Annotated in this window: 28 protein-coding genes; 24 read left to right on the forward strand and 4 right to left on the reverse strand. The window is 38.8% G+C overall.

The genetic code is table 11. From position 1 onward, the window contains the following. Positions 1–239 precede the first annotated feature (239 nt). The 4 genes from V3595_RS00280 to V3595_RS00295 all read left to right on the forward strand — a co-directional run bounded on the left by V3595_RS00280 (position 240) and on the right by V3595_RS00295 (position 2,926). Positions 240–854, forward strand: coding sequence for a hypothetical protein (locus tag V3595_RS00280; protein WP_485904802.1), 615 nt, complete (start codon positions 240–242; stop codon positions 852–854). Between the two features lie 379 nt (positions 855–1,233). After that, positions 1,234–1,377: an anti-repressor SinI family protein gene (locus V3595_RS00285; RefSeq protein ID WP_485904804.1), complete on the forward strand. Its 144-nt coding sequence runs from the start codon at positions 1,234–1,236 to the stop codon at positions 1,375–1,377. A gap of 134 nt (positions 1,378–1,511) precedes the next feature. Continuing rightward, a complete protein-coding gene (locus V3595_RS00290) occupies positions 1,512–2,081 on the forward strand; it encodes a YdhK family protein (RefSeq protein WP_485904805.1) in 570 nt (189 codons plus the stop codon). A 365-nt stretch (positions 2,082–2,446) separates the two neighbouring features. Next, entirely contained in the window at positions 2,447–2,926 is a 480-nt protein-coding gene (locus tag V3595_RS00295) for a GNAT family N-acetyltransferase (protein ID WP_485904807.1), read from the forward strand. A 238-nt stretch (positions 2,927–3,164) separates the two neighbouring features. Here V3595_RS00295 and V3595_RS00300 read toward each other — a convergent pair whose 3' ends face one another. Continuing rightward, positions 3,165–4,001, reverse strand: coding sequence for an RMD1 family protein (locus tag V3595_RS00300; RefSeq protein ID WP_485904809.1), 837 nt, complete (start codon positions 3,999–4,001; stop codon positions 3,165–3,167). Positions 4,002–4,076: 75 nt separating this feature from the next. On the opposite strand from V3595_RS00300, the gene V3595_RS00305 reads away from it, so the two are divergent. The 6 genes from V3595_RS00305 to V3595_RS00330 all read left to right on the forward strand — a co-directional run bounded on the left by V3595_RS00305 (position 4,077) and on the right by V3595_RS00330 (position 8,975). Then, the gene (locus tag V3595_RS00305; RefSeq protein ID WP_485904811.1) at positions 4,077–4,295 is read left to right on the forward strand and encodes a hypothetical protein; all 219 of its coding nucleotides are present in this window, start codon (positions 4,077–4,079) and stop codon (positions 4,293–4,295) included. A gap of 185 nt (positions 4,296–4,480) precedes the next feature. After that, the gene (locus V3595_RS00310; RefSeq protein ID WP_485904813.1) at positions 4,481–5,665 is read left to right on the forward strand and encodes a glycosyltransferase family 4 protein; all 1,185 of its coding nucleotides are present in this window, start codon (positions 4,481–4,483) and stop codon (positions 5,663–5,665) included. Positions 5,666–5,685: 20 nt separating this feature from the next. Continuing rightward, positions 5,686–6,009 carry a hypothetical protein gene (locus tag V3595_RS00315; protein WP_402899705.1) on the forward strand — a complete coding sequence of 108 codons (324 nt, stop codon included), beginning with the start codon at positions 5,686–5,688 and terminating at the stop codon, positions 6,007–6,009. A 37-nt stretch (positions 6,010–6,046) separates the two neighbouring features. Further along, a complete protein-coding gene (locus V3595_RS00320) occupies positions 6,047–7,837 on the forward strand; it encodes a glycosyltransferase family protein (RefSeq protein ID WP_485904815.1) in 1,791 nt (596 codons plus the stop codon). A gap of 260 nt (positions 7,838–8,097) precedes the next feature. After that, positions 8,098–8,583: a PaaI family thioesterase gene (locus tag V3595_RS00325; RefSeq protein ID WP_137019880.1), complete on the forward strand. Its 486-nt coding sequence runs from the start codon at positions 8,098–8,100 to the stop codon at positions 8,581–8,583. Between the two features lie 230 nt (positions 8,584–8,813). Next, positions 8,814–8,975 carry a hypothetical protein gene (locus V3595_RS00330; protein WP_170974054.1) on the forward strand — a complete coding sequence of 54 codons (162 nt, stop codon included), beginning with the start codon at positions 8,814–8,816 and terminating at the stop codon, positions 8,973–8,975. On the opposite strand, the gene V3595_RS00335 is transcribed toward V3595_RS00330, so the two are convergent. Beyond that, on the reverse strand, positions 8,940–11,006 hold the full coding sequence (locus V3595_RS00335) for a Na+/H+ antiporter (RefSeq protein WP_485904817.1): 2,067 nt from the start codon (positions 11,004–11,006) through the stop codon (positions 8,940–8,942). The genes V3595_RS00330 and V3595_RS00335 overlap by 36 nt on opposite strands. A gap of 378 nt (positions 11,007–11,384) precedes the next feature. Here V3595_RS00335 and V3595_RS00340 point away from each other — a divergent pair, with 378 nt between their 5' ends. The 10 genes from V3595_RS00340 (at position 11,385) to V3595_RS00385 (ending at position 20,732) form a co-directional block, all read left to right on the forward strand. Continuing rightward, entirely contained in the window at positions 11,385–12,977 is a 1,593-nt protein-coding gene (locus V3595_RS00340; RefSeq protein ID WP_485904819.1) for a spore germination protein, read from the forward strand. Between the two features lie 26 nt (positions 12,978–13,003). Next, positions 13,004–14,224 carry a Ger(x)C family spore germination protein gene (locus tag V3595_RS00345; protein ID WP_485904821.1) on the forward strand — a complete coding sequence of 407 codons (1,221 nt, stop codon included), beginning with the start codon at positions 13,004–13,006 and terminating at the stop codon, positions 14,222–14,224. Positions 14,225–14,238: 14 nt separating this feature from the next. Next, the gene (locus V3595_RS00350) at positions 14,239–14,442 is read left to right on the forward strand and encodes a hypothetical protein (protein ID WP_251435278.1); all 204 of its coding nucleotides are present in this window, start codon (positions 14,239–14,241) and stop codon (positions 14,440–14,442) included. Between the two features lie 51 nt (positions 14,443–14,493). Continuing rightward, positions 14,494–15,594, forward strand: coding sequence for a GerAB/ArcD/ProY family transporter (locus V3595_RS00355; RefSeq protein WP_485904824.1), 1,101 nt, complete (start codon positions 14,494–14,496; stop codon positions 15,592–15,594). A gap of 187 nt (positions 15,595–15,781) precedes the next feature. After that, on the forward strand, positions 15,782–16,891 hold the full coding sequence (locus V3595_RS00360; RefSeq protein ID WP_485904826.1) for a GerAB/ArcD/ProY family transporter: 1,110 nt from the start codon (positions 15,782–15,784) through the stop codon (positions 16,889–16,891). 303 nt (positions 16,892–17,194) lie between these two features. Continuing rightward, the gene (locus tag V3595_RS00365) at positions 17,195–17,902 is read left to right on the forward strand and encodes an extracellular solute-binding protein (RefSeq protein WP_425589455.1); all 708 of its coding nucleotides are present in this window, start codon (positions 17,195–17,197) and stop codon (positions 17,900–17,902) included. A gap of 21 nt (positions 17,903–17,923) precedes the next feature. Further along, positions 17,924–18,394 carry a COG4315 family predicted lipoprotein gene (locus V3595_RS00370; RefSeq protein WP_485904828.1) on the forward strand — a complete coding sequence of 157 codons (471 nt, stop codon included), beginning with the start codon at positions 17,924–17,926 and terminating at the stop codon, positions 18,392–18,394. 78 nt (positions 18,395–18,472) lie between these two features. Beyond that, the gene (locus V3595_RS00375; protein WP_485904829.1) at positions 18,473–19,027 is read left to right on the forward strand and encodes an RNA polymerase sigma factor; all 555 of its coding nucleotides are present in this window, start codon (positions 18,473–18,475) and stop codon (positions 19,025–19,027) included. Further along, positions 19,028–19,750, forward strand: coding sequence for an anti-sigma factor domain-containing protein (locus V3595_RS00380; RefSeq protein ID WP_485904831.1), 723 nt, complete (start codon positions 19,028–19,030; stop codon positions 19,748–19,750). It abuts the gene before it with no gap. Positions 19,751–20,036: 286 nt separating this feature from the next. After that, positions 20,037–20,732, forward strand: a complete 696-nt coding sequence (locus V3595_RS00385) for a YjjG family noncanonical pyrimidine nucleotidase (RefSeq protein ID WP_485904833.1) — start codon at positions 20,037–20,039, stop codon at positions 20,730–20,732. A gap of 90 nt (positions 20,733–20,822) precedes the next feature. Here V3595_RS00385 and V3595_RS00390 read toward each other — a convergent pair whose 3' ends face one another. Then, positions 20,823–22,121 (reverse strand): MFS transporter, encoded by a 1,299-nt coding sequence (locus tag V3595_RS00390; RefSeq protein WP_485904835.1) that lies wholly within the window; start codon positions 22,119–22,121, stop codon positions 20,823–20,825. Positions 22,122–22,546: 425 nt separating this feature from the next. Between V3595_RS00390 and V3595_RS00395 the strand changes: the two genes are divergently transcribed. From V3595_RS00395 to V3595_RS00410, 4 genes are all read left to right on the forward strand, one after another. After that, on the forward strand, positions 22,547–22,726 hold the full coding sequence (locus tag V3595_RS00395; RefSeq protein ID WP_485904837.1) for an IDEAL domain-containing protein: 180 nt from the start codon (positions 22,547–22,549) through the stop codon (positions 22,724–22,726). Between the two features lie 284 nt (positions 22,727–23,010). Further along, positions 23,011–23,139, forward strand: coding sequence for a hypothetical protein (locus V3595_RS00400; RefSeq protein ID WP_260359184.1), 129 nt, complete (start codon positions 23,011–23,013; stop codon positions 23,137–23,139). A gap of 174 nt (positions 23,140–23,313) precedes the next feature. After that, positions 23,314–23,634 (forward strand): antibiotic biosynthesis monooxygenase family protein, encoded by a 321-nt coding sequence (locus tag V3595_RS00405; protein WP_402899645.1) that lies wholly within the window; start codon positions 23,314–23,316, stop codon positions 23,632–23,634. Positions 23,635–23,816: 182 nt separating this feature from the next. Further along, complete coding sequence (locus tag V3595_RS00410) at positions 23,817–24,347, forward strand: BclA C-terminal domain-containing protein (RefSeq protein ID WP_485904840.1); 531 nt, start codon at positions 23,817–23,819, stop codon at positions 24,345–24,347. 214 nt (positions 24,348–24,561) lie between these two features. Here V3595_RS00410 and V3595_RS00415 read toward each other — a convergent pair whose 3' ends face one another. Continuing rightward, positions 24,562–25,965 (reverse strand): sigma-54 interaction domain-containing protein, encoded by a 1,404-nt coding sequence (locus V3595_RS00415; RefSeq protein WP_485904842.1) that lies wholly within the window; start codon positions 25,963–25,965, stop codon positions 24,562–24,564. Positions 25,966–26,020: the final 55 nt, after the last annotated feature.

Consider the following 26,020-nt stretch of genomic DNA (forward strand, 5'->3'; position numbering starts at 1 on the left):
GGAGTCCATACCGAAAGACTGTCCATTCTCGACAGTCTTTTTATGAATACAATGATCGTCGAGACCCCGCTAGATGCTTGCTTTGATTAGGCATGGCAGCCAGTCGGCGGAAAGGGAACGGATTTCTGAAAACTGTAGGCAAACTCGCTTCTTCGAATTTGTCTACAGTCTGAAATATTCATTATGGATTGTTTTTACTATTCATTCAATAGATTTGAATTCAGTGGGGTGAGAAGGATATGGAGAGGAAGAATCGATTGGTTTTTACTAGATCGAATGCTGCTGCTAAACGAAAATTCGATGAAGCGATCACCATTTTGGAATATAGCGTAATGCTCGTTGAGCTCTTTGGATTAGAAGAGTTTAATAATATAATTGCCGGACAGTTAAGGCTGATTTTATGTGAAACGAAAAATACGCGCATAAAGCGGGAAAAGGTCACGATTGATCAATCCTTAATAAAGAAAATCAATCCTAACCCAAGATTGTATCCTATTAAAGACTCCATTCAAATGAGCAATGTTATTACGGAAGACATCTTCGATTATACTAAACAGAGGATTGAGCTAAAGCTTTGGAGAAATCAAATTATCTATAAAACCGATATCGAAGGAAAAATACAGGAAATTAAAATCATTGATTTTATTAAGGAAACTGCTAATAAGATTGGCGGTGCACAAGCTGAATCAAGTTTCCCTAATAAGTCCATTATTTCGGATGGTCATACCAAAATCATGTTAAGAGGAATAGCGAAAGGGTTATTCAAATCCATAGGCAGGGATTATAAAAAACATGCCTCCATGAACCTTTCACATATCATGCAAAAAATCGAACAATCAGCTTTGGGAGACTAAACATAAGAAGGACTTTTAGCAAAGTCCTTCTTGTTTGTTTCCAAGCAATATCCGTTAGGATTGAATACCTCAAATAACCTCTATCAATAAACCATCTCTTTTTACTTCTGTTAAACCACTCCCGATTGCATGCTGTTCACTTTTATTATTAAAGGTATATAGAAGAATGGGGAATTCCCTGATTAGATAACAAACAAACATTGAGGCCTTATATGTAAATGTAAAGACTTATTAAATTTGCACTAAAATCCAGCTATAGACGCTTGAGATAATTTATAATGATATTCCGAATATAGTTTCACGTGGAAAAATAGACTCAATATTGAACCTTACCCCATACAAATAAATCAACTAAAGATAAATAGAAAGAGATGATGATATGAAGGATTTTGATGAAAACCTTCCTGAAGAATGGCTGGAACTAGTAACATTGGCAATGAAATCGGATGTTACAAAAGAGCAATTCAAAAAGTTTCTTCAAGAAAAGTCGAATAGCAATAAAAATAGCGATTGTGGTGGCTAATGAACGCTTAAATTGAGGCAGGACTATTGCAAAAAAAGTATGATGCTTCATTTCTTTTGCCACGAGTGTACTCCATATTTTCTGCATATTTTATTGGTAAGATGGATGTAATCATAAGGGAGGTTTTATTCAATATGAAAAAAAGAACAAAATTGCCTATCATCTTATCATTATTAGCAGCCCTGTTTTTAGTCCTTGGCGCATGTTCCAACAGCGATGATAAAAACAAAGAAGAAAAAAAAGAAAAGGAACATAGTGAAATGGACATGAACCATTCTAGCACGGGTGATGTTCCAGAAGGATTAAAAGCTGCAGAAAATCCAACCTATGAAGTTGGAAGTCAAGCGATTATCGAATCAGGTCATATGGAAAGCATGAAGGGGGCGGAAGCAACAATAGTGGGTGCCTTTGATACGACTGCTTATGCAATTTCGTATACGCCTGCAACTGGCGGACAAAAAGTTGAAAATCATAAATGGATCATTCACGAAGAAATCAAAGATGCAGGTGAGAAAACATATGAACCCGGAGCGGAGGTCACAGTAAATGCTTCTCATATGGAAGGAATGAACGGGGCTGTCGCTGAGGTTGAATCTGCTGAAAAAACGACTGTTTATATGGTCGATTTCACACCGACTACGGGAGGAGAAAAAGTGAAGAATCATAAATGGGTAACGGAAAGTGAATTATCAGCATCTGAATGATTTAACATCATGATTTGCAAAACAGAAGAAAAAAATAAGTCTAGGTTATCCTTCATGGTTATGAAACTCTCACTAGGTTGAAGAAATTTGCGACACTCCTGCCGAATAGCTGGCTAGCCAAGACCCCATAGACGCTTGCTTTGATGAAGCTTGGCAGACAGTCGGCGGAAAGGGAGCGGATTTTTTTAAACAACTGGAACGCAACTCGCTTTTCTTGAAGTTCGTCTACAGTCTGAAGGAATGGTAAACAAACCATTCCTTTTTTTGTGATTGAATTATCTTGAAAATTATTTTGCAGTGGATTGTAAAACTTTAGTATCTGTTAATATGGATTTATAGAAATGTAAAAATGGGGTGCAAGTATGATGACTGGATTAACTATCAGACCTTTTATGGAAAATGACTATGAGGCACTGAGCAATTATTGTTTACCTATAGAACAAGCAATCTATACTTCTTTACCTTTGAAAGTTATCGAAGACTTCAGGAAGGATAAATATAACCTCCCCATGGTCATTTATTTAGATAAGGATTTGATTGGTTGTTTTGCCTTATATACGGATAAAGCGGGAAATCAATATACAAGTAATGAGAATGCGATTCTTCTAAAATCATTCTCCTTGGATTTGCGCCATCAAAAAAAGGGGCTAGCTTTTAAGACTTTAAAAGTGTTGCCTGATATGATCAAACTAAGTCATCCAGATAAAGATGAGATTATTCTAACAGTGCATCATTCGAATGTTCCAGCGATAAATTTATATAAAAAAGCTGGATTCATTGATAAAGGGTACAGATTCAATGGGGAAGAAGGGGAGGAATTTATTTTCCACTTTGCTCTGGATTAAACAAATGAAATACTTCGGGAGAGTAAGATAAAAGAAAGACAGGCACCCATGAGACGATCATCAGAAAACATAGGAAATGGACAGTCCACGGAAAGGGGGCGGATTTCTGAAATCAATGGGAACGTTTTTCAAAGAAAAAGACTGTAGGCAAACCCGTTTTTCGAATTTGTCTACAGTCTGAAGCATTTAAACGATGCTTTTTTATTTGGAAGGTATTCCATACGATATGATTCAGAATTCATGGAATCCATCCTGCAATTTCTAATAACGTCAGAACGATCTCAAAGACAATGAGGATTACAATGATCCATTCAACGAATAGTCCCCTGATCGAATGGCTGATGTTAGAAAACCCATCCATAATGTTATATAAAATTTCGGTTTTACTTTTCAAGATTTTATACCGATCATTCAATTCAAAAAAATTAAGCATGCTGTCATAAAATTCGCCGGCAATGCTGCTTGTCCATGTAATATCAGGTTTGTCCAGAATCATGATGTACGCTAGGGTATTATACTCGTGACGTACGATTTTTGCAGTCGTCCTCGCTAGTTCCTTATTACCGATTCTCAGCTTGCCTTTTTCCAGTCGGTCTATCATGGCTTCGAGCTTGTCGTGGATTTTTCCGAGTTGTTCCTCAGTTTTTTCAAGTGCCACCGATTTTGCGAGAATGGTGGAAATTAATTCAGGGTAGAAAAATTCATATTTAGGCACAACTACATATTCGTCTGTCAAATTGATGTTTTCAGTTTCACTGAAGTGAAGGCTGTAATCGTCTGTATATCTGTCTAAATTGTCGAGATCAATAACCGGCTCGAAAGAATGGATAAAGGATGAAAATTCCTTAATCTCATCCTTGTGTGAGTAATTGATGAAGACAATGCTGCCAAAGGAAAAAACCAGCACCTGCTGCGATTCGTCCACATTTTTATTAAGGATGGAACTTAGAATATCGCCTTTAAGGATTAAAGGCTCTTCCCAGGTGAATTTTTTTGGAATGCCGCAATGAATGGCGATTTTGTTCAAATCGATTTCATTAGTGATTGCAAATGCTTTAAAGGTAATTGGTTCCATCTATATCACTCTCTTCAGCAAATTGGTCTTTTTTCGATTCTATTCTATTCTTTCAAAAACATGCTTGAATAATTCTTGAAGGTAGAAAAAAGTTCACTGACTGTTCAAGTGAATAAAGAAAGAGATCCTTATGATCTGGTAACTAAACGAATAACTTCCATTAAGGATAAAGAGGGCGTTTCCGCTAAATGGAACGCCCTCCTTCTTTATTTTGCTGTTTATTTGCCATCCTCCTTCATGCTATTACTGATGTTCCCAGTCATGTCATTAATGAAACTTTACAAAAGCCTATAAAAGTTCATGAAAACTTTACTTTTATTTACAGAATTCTCATATTGATGTCAATATTCAGTAATACATGTTTGTTATAATCGGTTGACGGTTTTAAAGGTGATTGGAAAAGAGTCTCTTAAAAATCCTTCATTTACAGATATGTAGCAGGCCGATTGAAGATGACTGAATAGTAGGAGTGAACAAAAATGGAGGAATCTATAAATCTATATGAGCTTACGTTTAGTGAAAAAGATAGATATGTAATCATTACGAATGCTTATCCACATGAAGATCAGTTATATCGGAATGGGTTTATCCACCGAAGAGTCAAGGCTTATCTGGATGAGGGTTTGAAGGTTGATGTCTTTGTTTTGCATCCTGCCTATAAAAAAGCAGAAAAGTATACGTATGAAGATGTGCCTGTTTATCGTGGAACTGAACAGCATCTGAGCATTTTCTTAAATCATAAAGTACATAAAAAAGCGCTCATTCATTTTGTTAATCCCAAAATGGTACAAGCAATAAAAGAAACGAACACAGATTTACCGATTATTACCTGGATACATGGATTTGAAACGGAGGCATGGCATAGAAGGTGGTTTAATTTTCTTGAAAGCCCTGAAAGCTTGCGGAAGATACTTGAAATGTCGGACGACTATTATGTAGCACAGCTTTCTTTCATGAATTGGTTTTATCAAACGAATGAGTTGGATACAACCTTTGTTCATATTTCCAAATGGTTCAAAGAACATATAGCGGAATGTGATGCAAGAGCAGAATCGAAAAATTCAGTAATCATTCCTAATGTAATAGATGACAATCTCTTTACCTTTATTGAAAAGCCAGTTGAAATGCGGACAAAAGTCCTTTCAATCAGGCCATACGCTTCGCGAAAATACGCCAATGATTTATCGGTGAAAGCAGTTCTTGAACTATCGAAGAGACCATACTTCGATAAGTTGGAATTTGCATTTTATGGTGATGGAAAATTATTCGATCAAACCGTTGAGCCAATCAGCGATTTTGAGAATGTAACGATTCATAAAGGTTTCCTATCTCAGGATCAAATCGCTGCATTACATAAGGAGTATGGAATTTTCCTTTGCCCGACCCGTTTGGATTCTCAAGGGGTTTCAATGTGTGAGGCAATGTCGAGCGGGCTAGTGCCGATTTCAACAGATATTACGGCAATCCCGGAATTCGTTAAACATGACGTTTCTGGCCTTTTAACAAAACCTGAGTCTCCTATCGAAATTGCTGATGCAATAGAGCGCTTATATTACAACCCGGACGTATTTTTAAGAGTGTCAAAACAAACTTCTCAGTCGATTCGAGAAAAATGCGCGGTAGATGTTGTTATTAAAAGAGAATTGGAGATTATCCAAGGTTAATGGAAGGGAGTTTTTTCAATATGGACGAACGAAACGAATATTGGAAAACTATGTACGAGGAACTCGAATTACAAATGAAAGACATGATGTCCATGACATTGGAGCTCATAGAGGGCAATGGCACTGAAAAACAAAAAATCATTGAGAACATTACAAAAGAAAATAATATGCTGCGAGAAGAATTAGAAAAAAGTAAGATCGCTCAAAAAGAAAATATTAAGCTTAACAAAGAAATACGAAGACTTAAGTTATTAGAACACAAATTCAACGTTACATATGCAGGGAAATTCACGTTAAAATATCTTGCGCTTAAATCATCTATAAAAGAACAAATAAAAAAATAAAGATTCATATCAGATTTCAGTCATTGGAGTGAAAACTTTGAATTCACATGAACTAGTTGAAAACAGAAAAATGAAGGTACTTCTATTTGGCTTTATTGACATGAATTCAATGGATGGATCTGCAGTATTTTTATCTTCCTTAGCTTCGACCATTGCGCTAGATTCCAACATCGAAGTTGACTTACTTCTAGCTAGCCCGGTCAAACGTGATATCTTAATTCAGCCTCTTGAGAAATTTGATAATATAACCATTCTCAATCCTTTTGTTGATCCTTTTTTCAGTGCCACCGATGATGAATGGGTAAAAAAAGGTGTCATTGATTTTGATATAGCTGAAATGCTCATTACTCATTATTGGAGTCAAAAGGGATATGATTGGCTATTTGTTAGAAGCATTGAGACTGTTGAAAAAATAGCAAAGCATAAGCATATCATAAAGAATACTTTAGTTTATGCTACAGGATTGACTCACATAGGCCAGGATGTTGATGAAGAAAAATTTGAGAGCATCAAAAATATATATGATCAGTGTGCGTATTTCTTATGTCAAACAGAAGAGATGTGCGAATTTGTCATTGAGATTCTTAATTTGAATAAAGAAAAAAACAAAGTTTCCCTGCTTACCCCGATGATACCAAACATTGAATCAGGAGAAGGGCAGACCCGGTTAAAAAACAAACTTGTATATACAGGAAAATTCGACCCTGATTGGAAGACCATTCCGATCATTACTGCTTTTAAAGAATTAAAGCGCGGAATTCCGAATCTTTCACTTGATGTTGCGGGGGATAAATTCAAATGGGTTAAGGATGATTCTCAGTTTAAGGAAGAAGCGGCATACCTTCTTAAAAATACAGATGGTCTTACATGGTACGGGGCATTGACAAGGGAGAATGCCCAACAATTAATCGTGAACAGTGATATTGGGATAACCTGGAGAAGTGAGGAAATGGACAGCAGTCTGGAACTGTCTACAAAGCTATTGGAGTATGGGATTTTAAGGAAGGCTGTAATAATGAATCCAACCAAAATGCATATAAAGCTTTTTGGCGAAGATTACCCGTTATATGCTGTTACAGAGAAGGATTTTCGTGACGCTGTCAAATTAGCACTATGCAATAAGGATATATATGAGTTTGCGGCAAAACGAATGTATCATGTCAGCAGGCAGTTTTTATTTTCGGAAGCAATAAAAAAACTGCAAGTACTATTATGGAGCAAGCGTATTACAGATTTTGTAGAGCAAAGCACAAATATGTTTTATATTGATGTAGATGACTTTGATGAACTGAATATGCATGCACCATCAAAAAAAGTGAAAAAATTGCCTGCAGAGTTAAGTGTTGACGAAGTTTTCACCTACATCGTCAAAAACATACCTGAAGAAATAAAACGAGTCGAAAAACTGTTTAAACTGTCTGGATATGGGCAAATCATTTCAGCAGAAAAAGCCGGATGTTATACATTTCTCCACATCCATAAAAGTTATGGAAACTTTGAACAAAATTTTCAAAATAACATGCCATATTTAAAAACTATAGGATTTGAAACCTATGGAAATCCTAAATTAAAGCCAAAAGATGTGGAAATTTCAATGAAGGAACGGGCAACTGCTGATAAAGAAAAATATGATATGAAAGGGAAAAATAAAGAATTAGCTAAAGAGGTAAAGCAATTAAAAAAACTGAACACAGTTCAACTTAAACAGATTACTAAGCTAGAAAAACAAAACCTCGTACTTGGACGTAAATATGATTCACTTTCGAAGTCGAAAATGGGTAAAATGACATTCAAGTATTGGGATTTAAGAAAAAGGCTTAACTTTTAATAAGGTAAACCTGCCACAAAATCATAGACCATGCAATGGATGACACACTTCTTAACTATATATACTTTCAAATGAAAGCCCCTGAATGCTGCTTTGCTAACAGGGGCTTTTGTCATTTATCGAGAAAAGGAGCAAAGATTCTTGCAAACATTTTATGTATGTTATCGATTTCTGCAGTATGTATAAAGCTGAAAGCTCAATAAACTATCTGGGAATTCCCTTTAGTGATGTTATAATATTCTGAAAAAGGAGGAGAGATGATGGAGGAGATTGTGGTAAAAGCGATTCAAGATGATTATCCGGATGCATTTGCATGGTGTTATGGATGCGGTCGTTTAAACGAAGAGGGTCATCACTTTCGAACCGGTTGGCAAGGCGAGCAAACAAGGACAATTTATACACCACGTCCAGAGCATATCGCAATTCCTGGATTTGTTTATGGCGGCTTGATTGCTTCTTTAATTGATTGTCATGGAACAGGCTCCGCTGCATTGGCAATGCATCGTAAAAATGGGCATGAAGTTGGAGATGGAGTGGAGCCTCCCAGATTTGTGACTGCGTCACTGAAAGTGGAGTTCGTAAAGCCAACCCCAAATGATGTGCCATTAACAGCCGTTGGGACGATTCATGAGGTTCATCCAAAGAAATGGAGAATCGAAACAGAGGTATTTGCCATCGATAAACTTTGCGCCCGTGGAGAGGTAATCGCTGTGGTGATGCCAAGTACTTTTACAAGCAAAGAGTGATCCGGACCCTTTGAACAGGTCAATAGTAAGCTGATTGATAAAAACGGGTTCAAAAGCAGAATTAGATTTTTTGTATACAAGGGCCGTCCAATTATTTGGACGGTTATTTAGTGTATCTGAGTATCCATTTCAAGCATGTTATCGCTATTAAGTTGCATGTAGCTGGAAATCACAAGCGAAATATCTAGATATTAATATACTTTCATTATAAGCAAAGGGAGGTCGCAGAGATGAAAATAAACGTAGAGATAGATGAGGAGATCAAGGCGATAGAGGTGCTTATCCGAAATCACGAATGGAATGAGGAAGTAAAAGAGACACCGCTCCCTGTCGTAACGTTGTCTCTAATTCATTTCTTAATTTTGTATCATTATCATTTCATCATAGATTAAGTTTTGTCTAAGCTCAGTTGCTGTTTGCATGGATATTTGCTCATCTTCAACCATTTGCTGAATGATATCACGTTCGATTTGCATTGCAATCAACTGAAAATGACTCACCATCTCTTCAAAGCGATTTGCTTCTTTTTCACTTAATGTTCCGAATGGATTTAAATAACGATTATATCTTTGAATGACAAGCATCACTTCATGACGGTTTTCAGGTGTAGTTTGTTGTTTGATCAATGAAATGGCTTCCTTTGAAGCTTCTTTTTGGGCTTTACGGAACTCCCGGATCAGGTCCGCATTTTTAACGATAGAGTCCTCTAATTTCGCTTCCCATTTCTTATCCCATTTGACATTGATCTTTTTCTTGAAAAGAATCGCCTGCAAATTGATCCAAGCCCTCTTCAGCGAAGATTTTTGCATATAATTTAAGGTTCTTGAAAGATACACTTTATAAAGTTCTAAGGCTGTTTCAGATATAGTTCCTTTTTCGACTAATCCAGAAACGACTTCCAATTCCTTATTGGCCCCTTGCTCCACTAAATCGCGTATTGTCCGATTATCGGGTCTGGTCGTGATTCCCCGTTCCAAATCAATCAGTTGTTCATTCAAATCTTCCATTACTTGATTGACAGCTTTCTGATTATCCATGGTTGCTTCTTTGCTTAGCTGATCGATCGTTTTATTTAAAACAATTTTATATGCCTCCTCAGAGGTTAGGCGTTCATCTTTGAATTCAATCGGTGTCTTTACCAGTAATGGCAAGAGAACCGTAGCCAATGTGACGCTTAACAATATAACGCAAGCTGCGATAAACAAGACTGTATTACGCATCGGGAATAAAGTGTCATCTGGCATAAAATATGGTATGGATAAAGCTGTAGCTAATGTAATCGTTCCATGAATGCCGCAAACGGATGTCAAAAATGCAAATCTTGGTCTTGAAACATTCTCCTCATCAGTGTCCTCGCTATCTTCTGGGTGAACCCTGGACATAATGAATTGCTCTAATGGATTCACTCTGTTTTTCGTAAAAGTATCATGCAGAATGTATACCCAAATAAAACGGATCACCAATAATAAAAGAACAATCAAAACACTTATCCCAAAAAGATTACCCCTATTTATGTTGGACTCAATTTCCTGATAAACACTCGGCAACATAAATCCTAATAAAGCAAATACAAGTCCATTCAAAACATAACCTAATACAGACCATGTATTAGATGATACAATTTGCAATTTAGTTGTGGAATTCTGAAGGCGATCCCGCTCGATGCCATGAATTACACCTGCGGCAACCACTGCCAAGATTCCGGAAACATGGAATTCTTCAGCTACCATATATATGACAAAAGGCGTAATTAGCTCAATAACAATAGACATGGAGATTTCTTCAAGTCCATGAACCCGTAAAAGTAATCGTAATTTAACGATTAAGTAGCCCAATAGGATACCTATGAAGATACCGCCTATAGCTACAAATATAAAATTAAGCGAAGCATCTTTTATAGAAAATGCTCCAGTTAAGGCAGCTGCCAGGGCAACTTTAAAAGCCACGATTCCAGCAGCATCATTGAAAAGTGATTCACCTTCAAGGATGGGCATCATATTTCCGGGCAATTTCAATCCTTTTGTAATCGATTGTACCGCTACAGCATCCGTAGGGGTAATTGTAGCTGCTAAAGCAAAGGCAACAGCCATCGGCATATCAGGTATTAACCAGTGGATGAAAAAACCTCCTGCAAAAACAGTTACAAATACTAACCCAAAGGCCAATAACAGAATAGGCTTACGCAATTCAAGCATTTCTTTACGGGACGTATTTTTTCCTTCTGTAAAGAGTAACGGAGCAATAACACAGATCATGAATAATTCTGAATGAAAATCCAACGATAATTGAAATGGCAATAATGAAAGCACTGCTCCCATGGATATCTGATATATCGGTAGTGGAATACGAGGCCATATGGCATTTAATATTGTAGCGATTATTGTGGACACCAATAATCCGAGCAATGTGATTAAGAATGACATAGAATCTCCCTTATCTTCTAATGTTTTAGTCTGATTGCCCATGAAACTTATTTAAAAAGAAAAAAAGAGGTATTTTAAAGCGAATATCCATCCTTAAAAAATAACCCCCATTTTATGGTCTTGCGTAGCTTGTTCAAAAAACAATATTTAGCCAGAGACAGTATTTTAATATGTAGCCTCGGTTTTTGATATACCCCATAGTTATTAATTACAAACAGGATATCACAAGTGTTTACGGTTTATTCAAAATCAACTTATAACATAGCTTTTCAATTCTGCTAAATGAAAATTAAGTTTATGCCGGGCACAGGATTTTCTGTATAAAATACCCTTAATGAAGAAACATAGAAAAATGGAGTAAGAGCGACCTGCAAAAAAATGGGGGTAACCAGCTTGATTCGTAATGTGGGTAGATTGTTAAGGAAAACGAAAGAAAAAAAATCCAGTGTACAAAATAATTACCAGGATTCTAAGCCTGCAGATGCACTTGATGCGAATTTCAGTCAAAATGTAGAAACACTTCGTTCTGTTTATGATAATTGCTCGGATGTCATGTTCCGTTCGTTCTTACTTTTCGGAAAGACGAGAGCCATGCTTATTTATATTGCGGGACTCTCAGACATCGAGGCGATAGAGCAATATGTGCTATCTCCACTCATGCAAGAGTCATCAAAAGAGTCACAGCCATTAAATGAGTTTATTGAACATAAAATGCCCGTTCCTAAAGTGGTGAAAGTGAATATGTTGGCGGATTGCATTGAATCGATTTCCTCTGGAAACCCGATCCTTCTATATGAAGGGGAAAGCGATGGATTTTCTTTAGGATTGTCCAAATGGGAAAAGCGTGCGATTGAAGAACCTGTGGCAGAAGGGGGAGTTAGGGGGTCACGAGAGGGATTTATTGAATCTCTAGAAGTAAATACTTCCCAATTGCGACGTATTATCAAAAGTCCTGCCCTTAAAATACAATCGATGAAGATTGGAACTCTTACCAGGACGAATGTTTCGATTGCTTATATTGATGGACTTGCGGATAAAACACTGATTGAAGAGATTACAACTCGGTTGGAACGAATTAAAATAGACGGTATTTTAGAAAGCGAGTACATCGAGGAAATGATCGAGGACAATCCGTTTTCACCTTTCCCTCAGATCATGTCGACAGAACGGCCGGATGTAGCCTGTGCCAGCTTGCTGGAGGGACGGGCTGTCATTCTTGTAGAAGGAACCCCTTTTACTTTAATTGCACCAATATCCTTCTTTTCTTTGATTCAATCACAAGAGGATTATGCTCAACGTTTTATGGCAGGCACTTTTATCCGTTGGTTACGTTATATTTTTATGGGATTATCTCTTTTGCTTCCTTCACTATATGTTGCTATTTTGACGTTCCATCATGAGGCGGTCCCAACCGCACTCCTGCTAAGCAGCGCGGCATCCCGGGAAGCGGTCCCATTTCCTGCAATAGTAGAGGCATTGGCTATGGAAATTACGTTTGAAGCACTAAGAGAGGCAGGGGTTCGATTGCCGAAGCAGGTAGGTTCTGCTGTCAGCATTGTTGGAGCACTAGTGATTGGTCAAGCTTCTGTACAAGCTGGGTTGGTTTCAGCGCCAATGGTCATTGTGGTTGCGATTACGGGAATCGCTTCTTTTATGATGCCTCGTTATATTGCCGGAATTGCTTTTCGGATGCTGCGTTTTCCAATGATGCTGCTTGCCGGTACATTAGGACTGCTTGGTATCATGATGGGGATCATTGCCATAGTCATTCACTTATGCAGCTTGCGTTCCTTCGGCGTTCCTTACTTAACGCCACTGGCACCGTTAAAAGGTCAAGAGCTGAAAGATGTGCTGTGGAGAGCTCCTTGGTGGATGATGAATACACGCCCGCGCCTCACAGGGGATTCTAATGTATACCGTCAACCCCCGGAGCAGGGACCAAATCCAAAAAGGGGAAGTGAAACGGAGTGAATAATGGCTGGAGGCGAACAAAGATATTGGAGAAAGTAAAGAGGCGTCATTTCATGAAAAGCGTCCTTCTTTTGCTCGGTATTAGTGGAACGACCACTTTTCTAAGCGGTTGTTGGGATCGAGTGGAAATCACTGATTTGGCGATTGTCACAGCAGCCGCCATCGATAAGAAGGATAATAATCAAATCGAACTATCCGTCCAAGTCTTTATTCCCAGTTCAATAAGTAGTGGAGGCGGCGGTCAAGGAGGAGGGAGCAGTCAAGGCGGGGGTGCTGTTACGACATTGGTGAGATATGAAAAAGGCTCCAATATTTCAGATGCACTGTCTAAGCTTCAAAGCAAGCTTCCGCGAAAAGTATTTTGGGGACATTGTAAAGTATTTGTATTCGGTGAAAAGTTAGCGAAGGAAGGAATTCAAGAGCAGCTGGATTTTTTGCTGCGCCATCCGCAGCCAAGAGAGAAAGCAAATGTGTATGTCAGCAAAGGGAAAGCAAAGCCTATCCTTGAATCTTTGCCACCCCTGGAAAACTATTCAGGGGAAGTGCTTAGAGAACTATCTGATTTACATATCGGGATGCTGGTCACACTACAGGATTTAGATGAAATGTTAACGGGTATACCTCAAGCGGCCGCACTTCCATTCGTTAAAATTTTACCACCAGCGAAAGGGCAAACGAAATTACAGGGAATTCCTTACATTGTCGGAACAGCCGTGTTCAAAAAAGATAAAATGACTGGGATGATGACGGAAAAAGAAACAAGAGGGCTATTGTGGTTAAGGGATGAAGTGGAATCATATACCGTGACCATAAAACCCAAAGGGGTGAAAGGGGAGATATCTTTAAGTCCAGTGTCAGCCAAAGTCAAGATCATTCCGCAAATTATCAGTGAAAAATGGAAATTATTAGTAAGGGTAAATACAGATGGAGCTGTTATACAAAATGGAACGAATTTAAACCTTTCAAATCCTAAGTCTCTAAAAGCTGCAGAACTAGCATATCAAAAAGATATAGAAAAACGCATCGAGATGGCTTTTCTGAATACTCAGCATAAGAAAGCGGACATTTTAGCGTTAGGTAAAGATTTCTATAGGAAATATCCTAAACAGTTTAATAAGGTCGATAACCACTGGGATGAGATATTCGCGGAAATGGAAGTGGAAGTCGATGTTGCGGCCCATATTCGAAGACAGGGCTATATCAACAGACCGGCGGGTTTGTCTGAGAAAGAGGTGAAGGACAAGTGAGATGGGGGGCCTTTATGTGTACAACCGTGATCGTAACTCTAATCATTTTGTTTGAATGGCCGAAAATGAAACAAAACCCTAAAAAAGATAAAATGGCATTTCTTACACTGCTCCTCACTGGCCTGGTTCTGTCCATGTTCAATCTCCCGCAGATGTCAGGACCCACTCAATGGATCGAAGCTTTTTTCAGGCCATTTGGAGAGTTTATGGAAAAGTGAGTCTATCAGTGGGTTGCGTGATTTCAAATTATGACAGAAAGGAGGAAGCAGATGGAGAAAGGGAAAATTTCATCATTACAGATGGCATTCATGATGTATCCGACGATTGTGGCAACGGCTATTATCGGGGTTCCCAGCATCACAGCGAAATATGCCAAAACTGATTTATGGCTGTCCCCCATTTTTGCTGCGCTCATAGGGTTTCTTACGGTTTATATCGCTTATAAACTGCACCAACTTTATCCAAAACAAACGGTGATCCAATTCACTGAAAAGATCATTGGTCGGATTCCGGGGAAAATTTTCGGTTTTTTACTCTTGTTTTTTTATATCCAGAACACGGGGCTAATCCTTAGAGGCTACGCAGAATTTATTGTCAGCTCTTTTCTGGTACGTACCCCGATTAGTGTGATCATGGCATCGATGGTGCTTCTGTGTGCGTTCATCGTACGCGGGGGAATAGAAGTGTTGGGGCGAGCTGCTGAATTGTTTGTACCTGTTTTCATTTTTCCAATCTTTATCTTAATCCTCTTGCTGATTCCTGATCTTGAATTCAAGAATATATTCCCGGTATTGGCGGATGGTATGATGCCCCCAATCAAGGGTGCGATTGTACCAGGGGGATGGTTCAGCGAGTTTTTCCTGATCATTTTTCTTCTTCCTTTTTTGGCAGATATGAAAAAAGGGATGAAATCCGGTATGATGTCTGTGTTTGCCGTGATGATCACGTTAATTGTGGTGAATCTTACGGTTCTTTTTTTACTTGGGTCAACAACATCCACAAAGCTTTACCCCTTGATGAATGCATCTCGATACATCAGTTTAGCCGACTTTTTTGAACATGTAGAATCCGCCGCCATGGCGGTATGGATAGTGGGGGCGTTTGTGAAAATTTCCGTTTTTTATTATGCATCTGCTTTAGGTACAGCGCAGTGGCTGAATCTCTCCGACTACCGACCTATTGTATGGCCGATAGGGATTTTGCTTGTCATATTCAGTTTATGGTCGTTGCCTAGCTCTGTGGATGTCAGTCGTAATGATATCAACGTCTTCCCTTTACAAAGTATTTTGATGCAAACGATTATTCCTCTGTTATTGTTGGTGATTGCTGTTGTAAGGAAAAGAAATCGTAAAGGAACCGAAACCAGCTGACTGGGCACTTTTTATCTTAAATATCCTATCGAAAAGGTGCTATCCATGTTCGTACTCACGTTGAGGGCAGGACCAACTGAATGGATTGAAACTCTTATTAGCCGTTTGAAGAGTTTATGAAAAAGTAAAGCTATCTGTGGGTTGCGTGATTTCAAATTTACATACTATCACAGAAAGGAGGAAGATGATGGAGAAAGGTAAAATTTCATCTCTACAGATGGCATTCATGATGTATCCAACGATTGTGGCAACGGCTGTTCTCGGTGTTCCAAGCATCACAGCGAAATATGCCAAAACTGATTTATGGCTTTCCCCCATTTTGGCGTCTCTCATCGGGTATGCGACGGTGTATATCACTTATAAACTGCACAAACTTTATCCGAAACAAACGGTTATCCAATTCAGTGAACAGATCATCGGTCGGATTCCGGGGAAAATTCTTGGTTTTTTATTCTTGTTTTTTTATATCCCGATCACAGGGCAAATCCTAAGAAGTTACGGAGAATTTATTGTCGACTCTTTTCTGGTCAAAACCCCGATTAGCGTGATCATGGCATCGATGGTACTCCTCTGTGCCTTTATCGTAAGCGGAGGGATAGAGGTGATGGGGAGAGCTGCCCAATTGTTGGTTCCTGTTTTTATCTTTCCAATCCTCCTTTTAATCGTCCTACTGGGCCCTGATCTTGAATTTAAGAATATATTCCCGATATTGGGGAATGGAATTATGCCTCCAATCAAGGGTTCGATTGTACCGGGTGGATGGTTCAGCGAGTTTTTTCTGATGATTTTTCTCCTCCCTTTTTTAACCGATATGAAAAAAGGGATGAAATCCGGGATGATGTCTGTTTTTGCCGTGATGATGACGTTAATTGTGGTGAATCTTCTGGTTCTTTTTGTACTCGGGTCAACAACAGAAACAAAGACTTATCCCTTGATGAATGTATCTCGGTACATCAGTTTGGCCGACTTTTTTGAACATTTGGAGTCAGCCATCATGGCCGTATGGATAGTAGGAGCGTTTGTCAAAATTTCTGTGTTTTATTATGCGGCTGCTTTAGGTACCGCGCAGTGGCTGAATCTCTCCGACTATCGTCCTGTTGTATGGCCGATAGGGATTTTGATTGTAGAATTCAGCTTTTGGTCGTATACCAGCTCTATGGATGTCAATCGATATGATATCGTCGCCTTCCCTTTTCATGGAATTTTGATGCAAACGATTATTCCGCTTTTATTATTGGTGATAGCTGTTATTAAAAGAAATAGAAAGAGAAAGAGAGAGGGAAGCAATTCAAGTTAGCCTTTTCTGCCACTTGTTTAAGAGAATTGAAAGAGTATGTAATTAAAGTCATGCCCCATTCGAAAATAGATGCTTTTTCGAATGGGGTGTTTTTGTTGAGAAAAAAGAGAAATGCTTAAGATCATAAGATGTATTTTGCAGCGGTTTGAAAATAATTAACAATTTTTTTCAAACCGTTTCGGGATTTGTTCCGTTATCTATAGTACAAAGGCTTTTTAGGAGGGAGAGAAGAAAGACTTGAAAAAGGTCATTTTTGTTGGGTGGATATCATTGATGCTAGTACTGTTAGGATTTTCACCGGAAATGGGTTCGAATCGGGGGCAAGCTGTCAACGACGTCGTAAAAGTATATGGACCAGGTGGACCCCTTGGACCTATCAAGGAAGTGGCGGAACAATTCACCAAAGAAACGGGGATAAAAGTTGAGGTAACAGCGGGACCCGAAGAAAAATGGATTGATCAAGCTAAACAGGATGCGGATATCATTTACGGAGGGTCCGAGTATATGCTAACAGAATTTATGCATGATCATCCAGGTATCATTAATGAAAAGAGCCGTACTGAATTGTATTCGCGGGCAGCTGGAATTCTGGTTAGAAAAGGAAACCCAAAGAATATACAGTCTTTGGAGGATTTAACGAAGAAGGGCGTAAAGATTGTGGATGTTAATGGAGCCGGGCAACTGGGGCTATGGGAAGATTTGGCTGGAAGAAAAGGATTGATTCCTGGAATTAGCAGGAATATTGACATTTCAGTGAAGTCCAGTGCAGAAGCAATCGATCTATGGAAGGCAAATTCTAAATTAGACGCCTGGATTACATATGAATCCTGGCATTACCGTCTGGCGGATGTGACGGACCTGGTTCAACTCCCTGAGGAAGACAAACTCTATAGAGGAACCCCGGTAAGCATAACAAGTAAGAGTAAAAACAAGAAAAAGGCAAAACAATTCATTGATTATCTTAAAACGGAAGAATCCCATCAAGTATTTCAAAAATGGGGATGGAAGTAAATTGACGAGGAGTGAGAGTATATGAAAAAGTGGATGGTATTTTCAGTTCTTATGATGGTCCTAGTTTTGGCGGCATGTGGAAAAGAAGCTAATGATTCACCCCAAAATGATCAAGAGGTAAGTGGTACTGCCGATGAAAAAGCAGTAACCCTAAAATTATTGGAAAGTGAAACAACAGGCGAATACCTTGCTGATTCCAAGGGAATGACACTTTATTTTTTCAAGAATGATAAATCAGGAAAAAGCAATTGCATCGGTGATTGTCTGAAAAAATGGCCGCCGTTCATGGAAAGGGATTTTGCTGTCCCTAAAGGATTTGAGGAGAAAGACTTTGGATCCATAAAAAGGGAGGATACAGGGGAAGAGCAGGTAACGTACAAAGGATTTCCACTCTACTATTTTGTGAATGATAAGTCAGCGGGAGATGTAAATGGCGAAGGCGTGAAAAATGTTTGGTATATTGTAAATAACAAGACGGTTTTTCCAAAATAAGAAAAAGGGACGATCAGTGATGGTCGTTCCTGTTACACGTTTTATTCCAAATTTACTGGTGAGGAGTTGCAGGTGCGATTGAAAGAAAAACTTGATAAGGAATTGATGGCATTAGTAATGAAAAAGCATCGTCCTGCTCTGGAAGAACTTTATGACCGGCATATTAAATTAATCTATGGGTTTATTTTTAAGTTCACAAATGGAAATCCTGATAAAACTAAAGAGATTGTGCAATTGGTCTTTTTAAAGCTCTGGACCACAAAAGGCAGCTACAGTTCCGAAAAGGGGCACTTTGTAAGCTGGCTTTTGACCGTTACACGAAATGTGTGTGTGGATTATGTCCGTAAAGACAGCGTTCATATTCGGAATAATAAACACATGGACATGAGTCGTCCAATTGACATAGAAGATCCGAATAATGATATAGAAAATGGGCTACTACACAGTGAAATTGCCAATGCAAAAAGTAAGTTAAGCAAGCCGCAAAAAAGACTGATTGATTTACTGTATTGGAAAGGGTACTCGTTAACCGAAATTGCCAAAATTGAAAATGAACCGATTGGTACCATCAAGAGCAGACTCCACCAGTCGCTTAAATTATTGAAAAAGTATTTGGAAGTAGGTGGTTTGTAAATGAATACAGAGTGCGCTAACCTGCTTTCATTTTTATCGGGTGAACTGGGAGAAAAAGAAAAAAAAGCATTCGCGGAACACTTAACACAATGCTCTGAATGCACTAGGGAGTATGAACAAATGACGGAAGCCTGGAATTCATTGAAATGGGATTTCGAAGAAAAAGAACCTTCTTCTTCCCTGAAATCAGAGGTCATGAATTTTGTCTTTGAGACTGATGATGAAGTTCCGGAGAGAATGGAAAAGAATTGGAGTCGTTTTTTCTTTAAGCAGTTTACACCAGTAACTTCAGGTCTTTTGTTGGCAGCGCTAGTTTTGGCGTTTGTGCTGTTATATTCCAATATTCAACTGAAAAAAGAGCTTGCGGCCATCAATCTGCCAATGGAGGTTAAAACGTCGCTATCTTTGCAGCCTGTCGATAAGACGGCTGTAAATATGAATACGGACGGTGCTGCATACATTTTGCAGCAAGGTGAAGAAAGACGGTTAATCGTGCAAATTCAGAATTTGCCTAGCCTTCAAGAGTCCGAGGTGTATCAGGTGTGGTTGCTGAAAGATGGAAAACGGACAAATGCAGGAACTTTCAAGCCTGATGAAGTCGGCACAGGATCATTGACATACAAACTGTCCATTAATGATAAATTCAATCAAATTGGCATCACAAGAGAACCAGACTCAAATAGTACAAAGCCGAGAGGCGAAAAAATAGTAGGATCTTCATAAAAATAAGAGACTTGCCCGCAAAGGGGAAGTCTCTTATTTCCTGTTCGTATTTAAAATGATAGCAGTGCGTTATAGAATAAACGCCATGGTCATGAAAGAATAAATATGATAACAGTTTACCATTAGGAGTCATCCTCTATAAAGAACCATACAAAAAGGATAGCTTTTGAAGCTATCCTTTTTGTAGTTTTCCAAGCTTGCAGTATTTATTTACCATGTATCTGATAAGTAATACATAATTAAAGGAAATGTGTTAAGTTGGATTAAAATGATTATGGAGGCAACGATGAAATACGAGATTATCTTATTTGATGTTGATGATACATTGCTAGACTTTGGAATATCGGAAAAAAAAGCACTGCATGAAGCTTTCTTAGAGTTCGGTTTGCCTACAGGGGCGGAGGATTATGCGGGATGCTACCAAGAAATCAGTAAGGTTTTATGGAGGGATTTGGAACAGGGGCTTATTGATTTAACAAATCTGGGTGTGGAAAGGTTCAAGCGGTTGTTCCTGAAGCATAGGCTTGATATCGATGCGGATGCGTTCGGCAGTGTGTACCTAGGACATTTGGGAAAGGAAATACATCTTCTGCCCGGGGCTTTGGAGGTTTGCGAGAAGCTTGGAGGATGCCGGCTGGCCATTATAACAAATGGGTTCACGACAGTGCAGACAGCAAGAATCGGGGGGTCACCCCTTTGCAATACCTTTGAGACTCTGATAGTTTCCCAAGAGGCTGGGTTTCAGAAGCCTGATAGAGGGATTTTTGATTATGCATTTACGAAGTTAAAGATTACAGATAAATCGAAAGCGTTGATAGTGGGCGACTCCTTGACATCAGATATACAGGGTGGCTTGAATTATGGAATGGATACATGCTGGTATAATCCCCATCAAAAGGATAATAATCTGGGAATCAACCCCACCTATGAAATCCGGACGTTGACCGATCTTTTGGAGGTTGTAGGAATTAAGGAAGTTTAGACAGGTATGTGCTTTCTAAAAAACAGAGGCCGGTTGTCCAAGTGAAAGGACGTGCAGCCTCTGTTATTACTTATGCCAGGGATTTTAGAATCAGTTCAAATCCAGCTCTTGTGGATTGGGTGTTTGATCACTTTTGATCCTTCTGCTGAAATGCGATGATAATATACAAAGCGCCAGGGAAATTGCGAGACCTGCCATCATGAATCCGCCAAATACCAAAGGGGATGGGCCATATGATTCCGCCATGGTGGTCCAGATGAGCGGACCGAAACCTGCAATGGCTGCCGCGACCTGATAACCGACGGATAATCCAGTATAACGGACCTTGGCTGGAAAGAGCTCCGAGAATAACGTCCCTTGTGTAGAAAAAATGGCTCCCCAGATGACGCCGAGTACAACTGCCTGCATAAAGTAGAACCAGCCGACCCCTTGCCCAATCATTGTGAAATATGGGATGGCCAAGATGAAAAGGAGAATCAAGCCCCCAAAATAGATGATTTTTCGGTCGATAAAATCAGAAATGTAACCAATGACAGGAATGGTTACTAGCATTGTAGCGCAGCCAATCGTTAAACCGGTCAAGGCTGAATCTTGGGAATAACCAAAATACAGTGTAGTAAAGACGAGAACATAGGACATGATGAATACATTGAAGAACCCATCCCCAATTTTTAGTCCGATCACTTGCAGCACACTTCTCCAATCGTGTTTCAACGTTTCAATAATGGGAACTTTCGCAAGATCGCCGCTATCTTTCTGCGCTTTAAATTCCGGCGTTTCTTCAATGCCACTCCTTACCCAGATTGCCAATGCAATCAGTACACCGCTTAAAAGGAATGGAATCCGCCAACCCCAAGATAAAAATTGGGCATCAGTTGTCAAGGAACTGATAAGGGTCAGGCTGAACGAACCGGCAACCAAACCGATGGGGACCCCTAGTTGGGGAATTGATCCATATAACCCACGGACACCCTTTGGAGCAGATTCCGTTGCCAATAGGATGGCTCCGCCCCATTCACCTCCCAAGGAAATCCCTTGAATCAACCTCAGCACCACCAAGATGGCGGGGGCTGCCAACCCAACCTGGGCATAAGTGGGCAGAACACCGATAAGCATTGAACTCCCTCCCATACCAATAAGCGTGAACATGAGTGCTGCCTTCCGTCCGATGCGATCACCCATATGACCGAATAGGATACTCCCGATTGGACGGGCTGCGTAACCAGCCCCGAAAGTGACAAAGGCGAGAAGAAGTGAAATGGCAGGATCATGATTGGGGAAAAATAGAGTTGTAAAAACCAGGCCCGTTGCTGTCCCGTATAAATAGAAATCATACCACTCAATAACGGAACCGGCTAAACTTGCGAAAAGAACTCGACTTTTTTTCATGATAAATGCTCCTTTAATGCTAAGTTTTTCATCAAAATTGTTTTCAACAATAATAAAGCCGAAAAGAACAAAAATGATGGTTTAGGAATATAAGTAAAAAACTGGATTATTTAGATTATTTTAGAGTGCTTATCCATACCGGTCAATATATTTCTGACTTTTCTGAAAAAAATGAAGCGAATAACTTAGCTCTCATCACCTGTAATGGAATATAATTAATTCTAAAGTAATGGAAATAAACGATTCGATCTTAAAATGAAAAAGTTTTAAATTCAAATCATTTAGTATTTTTTATGTATGGAAGAGTGGCAAAGTGGAAATCATGTGGATAAGGAAATAAAAAAGAGGAAAGGATAAGTTAATAAATAATAATAATCTCCAAGTTATTTAGTATAATAGAAAAAAGGTTAAGGAGTTGGTTTCGTATGGAGAAGCAATTGCCAGGAACATCGCTTGAACCTGAAGAGATGGCTGAAATGGTTTTGAAAAAGGCCCTTAGTGATTACCGGAGAGCACAAATCGAAAAAGGAATCGATGACTCATTAAGAAATCGTGATAAGGAAGAGTTCCTGCGATTAACTGAAATATTGAAGGGCATTTCATGAAATTTTCTACACTGTGAACAAGACAAGTAGTAATTGATTAAGAAATTGCACTTAAAAGCCAGCATAGCTTGTTAATATAAATATGAGGTTTTATATAACTGGAACAATCTAATTAAATAGCAATCTTTAGTATTATAATATTTTACATTGTAAGCGCTTTCTTGTATAATCAAATAAAGAAAACAATGGAGAGAAGTTATGTAAGTCCGCAAATGGCAGAATTCATAGGTATTAGTGGCTGAAAAGGTTTATGCACCAGGATAAAAACTAAAGGGGGAAAAGTTATGAAAAAGAATGGAGTGTCGTTAGTTGAATTTGTTCAGGAGGATCGATTCGAACTCAGCTCCTACATTACTTCTTTATTTAATAAACTGAATGACTATGTTCCCAAAAGTCTTAAAGATAAAAGGTGAATGACAATAAAAAATGGATCAGGAAGATAAGCCATAACTTCCTGATCCATTTTTTTGTTTTTGGGATTTAGAGTTTTAAGTAGTGCACTTAAGTCGAAGTCTCAATAATTGACAATGAGAATCGTTATCGAATAAAATGATTCATTATAAGTATATCGATTGGAGTTGTTCAGATTGTTCGTCCAGATGAGAAAAATGGTGGTAAAAGAAGGTAATGCAGAACAAGTAGTAAAACGGTTTAGTGGGGAAGGGATCATAGAAAAGCAGGAAGGGTTCATCGATTTAAGTGTGATGGTGAAAAAAGTGCGACGCGGGGATGAAGAGGTCATCATTATGATCAATTGGGATTCGGAGGCACATTGGAAGCAGTGGGAAAAGAGTGAAGCCCATATCGCAGGCCATAAAGCGAACCTTGGGAAACCAAAGCCTGAATATATCGTCAGTTCGGAAGGGTCATTATATGAAGTGAAAGCTATAAAAAAGGCAGTGAAATAACCGACTATAAGCTAGCCTGTTTTAAATTCGGTACAATAGAAAAGATATTTCCTAAGTTACTGGGTGGAATATCCCATTTCTCAATCATCGTGTTAGCATAAGGATGCGGAATAGTTACTGTTTACATATAATAGCTTACCTTCACTAAAAATTCAGGCTCCCATTATGGGTGCCTCTTTTTGTTGATGAAATCATCCCGGGATTGGTTATGTAATTCCTATTCTGCTGATATAGTAAAATATCTTTTATTTTTATTAAAATGGAGACAATCATGGAAATGTGAAGAGAAGCATGAAGTAACAGGTGCAATTGGAGCAAAGGGAATAATGAGCTACTGGATCAACCGATACAACAGGAGAAGTGAGGGCAATCGGTTTACGCTTCCAAGTAACCAAAATTCAGGGTCATTCACAGTGAATGGAGCCAACACTGTGTTTACCGTTCCTGCAACTGGTCGTTATTACTTGACCTATCAAATAAATACAACTGCTGGACTTCTTGCTGGTTCGAGATTGATTCTAAATGGTGCTACACCCATTCCCAGCTCCATAATATCACCAGCAGTCGCGATTTCTAATTATAATAATGATGTAATTGTAAATTTATCAGCAGGGGATACAATCTCCCTTCAGCTATTTGGTTTAGTGGCTACCGTTGTCTTAACAGGTGGGGGATCTGCAGGGGCTTCACTGACGATCATCCGTTTGAATTAATGTGAGCTGTAACATTAATAATTTGGAAACGTGATATTTTGAATCCCATTCAACTTGAATAGGGATTTTTTTTGAGGGGCTTTTTATTGGAATTATGGTCGATAATCTTCATAGTTTCACTTCGAATTGCTGTCATATAAGGCTTCAAAATGAGCCCTTAGCTTTAATTAGCTAAGGACCATTCATGGTTTACAGGGATTTTAGTCAGATGCATTTACAAATACTCTTTGTATTTCTTTAATTTATAGATGACTGTTGGCTGGCTGATGCCTAAATGTTCTGCCATTTCGTATGTGGTTTTACATTGTTTCCATGCTTTTGCAATCAGTTGCCTTTCAACCTTTTCCAGTGTCTTCTTTAAATCGAAATTATCTTCACATTCCTGTTCGATTGTCAGGAAGTTGGAATCTTCAGGCTGTTCTATTTGCCCTGTGATGGATTGGGGAAGGTGTTCGGGAAATATAATGGGCTCTTCGATGGTCAGGATTAACCGTTCAATTAAGTTTTCTAATTCCCGTATATTTCCGGGCCAATGATAATGAGTCAAAACTTCATAAGTCGATGGATGGATTTTTTTGAATTTCTGGTATTTATCATTGGTTTTCTGTAAGTAATGCTGAATTAAGAGAGGGATATCTTCTTTACGTTCATGTAATGCCGGTATTTGGATGGGAATCACATTCAAACGATAAAATAAGTCCAATCTGAACTTACCTTGACTTACCATCTCCTTCAAATCTTGATTAGTTGCTGCAACCAGGCGGAAGTTAATATGGTTTTCTTTTTTTCCGCCGATGCGCTTTATCTTTTTTTCCTGTAATACTTTCAGTAATTTAGCTTGCATGGCAAGTGGGAGTTCCCCGATTTCATCTAAGAAAAGAGTCCCGCTGTCAGCCTGCTCAATCAGGCCTTGCCTCCCTTGTTTATTTGCCCCTGTAAATGATCCCGGCTCATAGCCGAATATTTCTGATTCAAACAAACTTTCAGGTATCGTGCTGCAATTCACTTCGATAAAAGGTTCTTTCTTGCGGTTGCTTTGGTCATGAACAGCACGGGCAAAAGTGCTTTTCCCTACCCCGGAAGGTCCTAATAAGAGAATCGTGGCATCGGTTTTTGAAACATTATGGATCGTTTTTAAAATGTGCTTCGTTTCATTACTTCTGGCAATCAAATAATGGTAATCCAGTTCCTTTTCTCTTAAATCCTCGACTTCCGTTTGATAGCCTTTTATTTTTCGTTGTAATTGCTCAAATTGATCCTGCAATTGCAAAATCTCGGTTTGATCCTGACCATAGCTGATTACCCTAACGAGAAGTCCTTCCTTATTAAAAATGGGATAGCCAGTCGACATGACAACATGCCCCGTTTTCGTTTCTTGCATTATGCGCTTCGCTTTCTTTTCTTTTAAAACAATCGCATTGATGGAGGGTGTGAGAAGACCCTCGCTTTCTAATTGATAGACGGAGGTACCGATATAAGAGTCACTTTTCATACCATAAATCTCCCAAAGCTTTGGGTTGGAATATAAAATGATCCCATCTTGATCGGTAATGAGAATGTTATTATTCGATGTTTCAATAATCTTATTTAGTTCTTCCTCCAGCATATCATCGTACATAAATTCCGCTCCTTTGGTTTGTGGGATGCTGTTTAATTAAAATATAAATCAAAAA

Origin of the sequence: Bacillus sp. CFBP9009, from assembly GCF_036541465.1 — a bacterium.
Classification (GTDB): domain Bacteria; phylum Bacillota; class Bacilli; order Bacillales; family DSM-1321; genus Peribacillus.

Bases quoted from the DNA above. Each gene is read 5' to 3' on its own strand.
- V3595_RS00280 (WP_485904802.1), top strand. From the start codon at position 240: ATGGAGAGGAAGAATCGATTGGTTTTTACTAGATCGAATGCTGCTGCT.
- V3595_RS00285 (WP_485904804.1), top strand. From the start codon at position 1,234: ATGAAGGATTTTGATGAAAACCTTCCTGAAGAATGGCTGGAACTAGTA.
- V3595_RS00290 (WP_485904805.1), top strand. From the start codon at position 1,512: ATGAAAAAAAGAACAAAATTGCCTATCATCTTATCATTATTAGCAGCC.
- V3595_RS00295 (WP_485904807.1), top strand. From the start codon at position 2,447: ATGACTGGATTAACTATCAGACCTTTTATGGAAAATGACTATGAGGCA.
- V3595_RS00300 (WP_485904809.1), bottom strand. From the start codon at position 4,001: ATGGAACCAATTACCTTTAAAGCATTTGCAATCACTAATGAAATCGAT.
- V3595_RS00310 (WP_485904813.1), top strand. From the start codon at position 4,481: ATGGAGGAATCTATAAATCTATATGAGCTTACGTTTAGTGAAAAAGAT.
- V3595_RS00315 (WP_402899705.1), top strand. From the start codon at position 5,686: ATGGACGAACGAAACGAATATTGGAAAACTATGTACGAGGAACTCGAA.
- V3595_RS00325 (WP_137019880.1), top strand. From the start codon at position 8,098: ATGGAGGAGATTGTGGTAAAAGCGATTCAAGATGATTATCCGGATGCA.
- V3595_RS00330 (WP_170974054.1), top strand. From the start codon at position 8,814: ATGAAAATAAACGTAGAGATAGATGAGGAGATCAAGGCGATAGAGGTG.
- V3595_RS00335 (WP_485904817.1), bottom strand. From the start codon at position 11,006: ATGTCATTCTTAATCACATTGCTCGGATTATTGGTGTCCACAATAATC.
- V3595_RS00340 (WP_485904819.1), top strand. From the start codon at position 11,385: ATGGGGGTAACCAGCTTGATTCGTAATGTGGGTAGATTGTTAAGGAAA.
- V3595_RS00350 (WP_251435278.1), top strand. From the start codon at position 14,239: ATGTGTACAACCGTGATCGTAACTCTAATCATTTTGTTTGAATGGCCG.
- V3595_RS00355 (WP_485904824.1), top strand. From the start codon at position 14,494: ATGGAGAAAGGGAAAATTTCATCATTACAGATGGCATTCATGATGTAT.
- V3595_RS00360 (WP_485904826.1), top strand. From the start codon at position 15,782: ATGGAGAAAGGTAAAATTTCATCTCTACAGATGGCATTCATGATGTAT.
- V3595_RS00365 (WP_425589455.1), top strand. From the start codon at position 17,195: ATGGGTTCGAATCGGGGGCAAGCTGTCAACGACGTCGTAAAAGTATAT.
- V3595_RS00370 (WP_485904828.1), top strand. From the start codon at position 17,924: ATGAAAAAGTGGATGGTATTTTCAGTTCTTATGATGGTCCTAGTTTTG.
- V3595_RS00380 (WP_485904831.1), top strand. From the start codon at position 19,028: ATGAATACAGAGTGCGCTAACCTGCTTTCATTTTTATCGGGTGAACTG.
- V3595_RS00385 (WP_485904833.1), top strand. From the start codon at position 20,037: ATGAAATACGAGATTATCTTATTTGATGTTGATGATACATTGCTAGAC.
- V3595_RS00390 (WP_485904835.1), bottom strand. From the start codon at position 22,121: ATGAAAAAAAGTCGAGTTCTTTTCGCAAGTTTAGCCGGTTCCGTTATT.
- V3595_RS00395 (WP_485904837.1), top strand. From the start codon at position 22,547: ATGGAGAAGCAATTGCCAGGAACATCGCTTGAACCTGAAGAGATGGCT.
- V3595_RS00400 (WP_260359184.1), top strand. From the start codon at position 23,011: ATGAAAAAGAATGGAGTGTCGTTAGTTGAATTTGTTCAGGAGGATCGA.
- V3595_RS00415 (WP_485904842.1), bottom strand. From the start codon at position 25,965: ATGTACGATGATATGCTGGAGGAAGAACTAAATAAGATTATTGAAACA.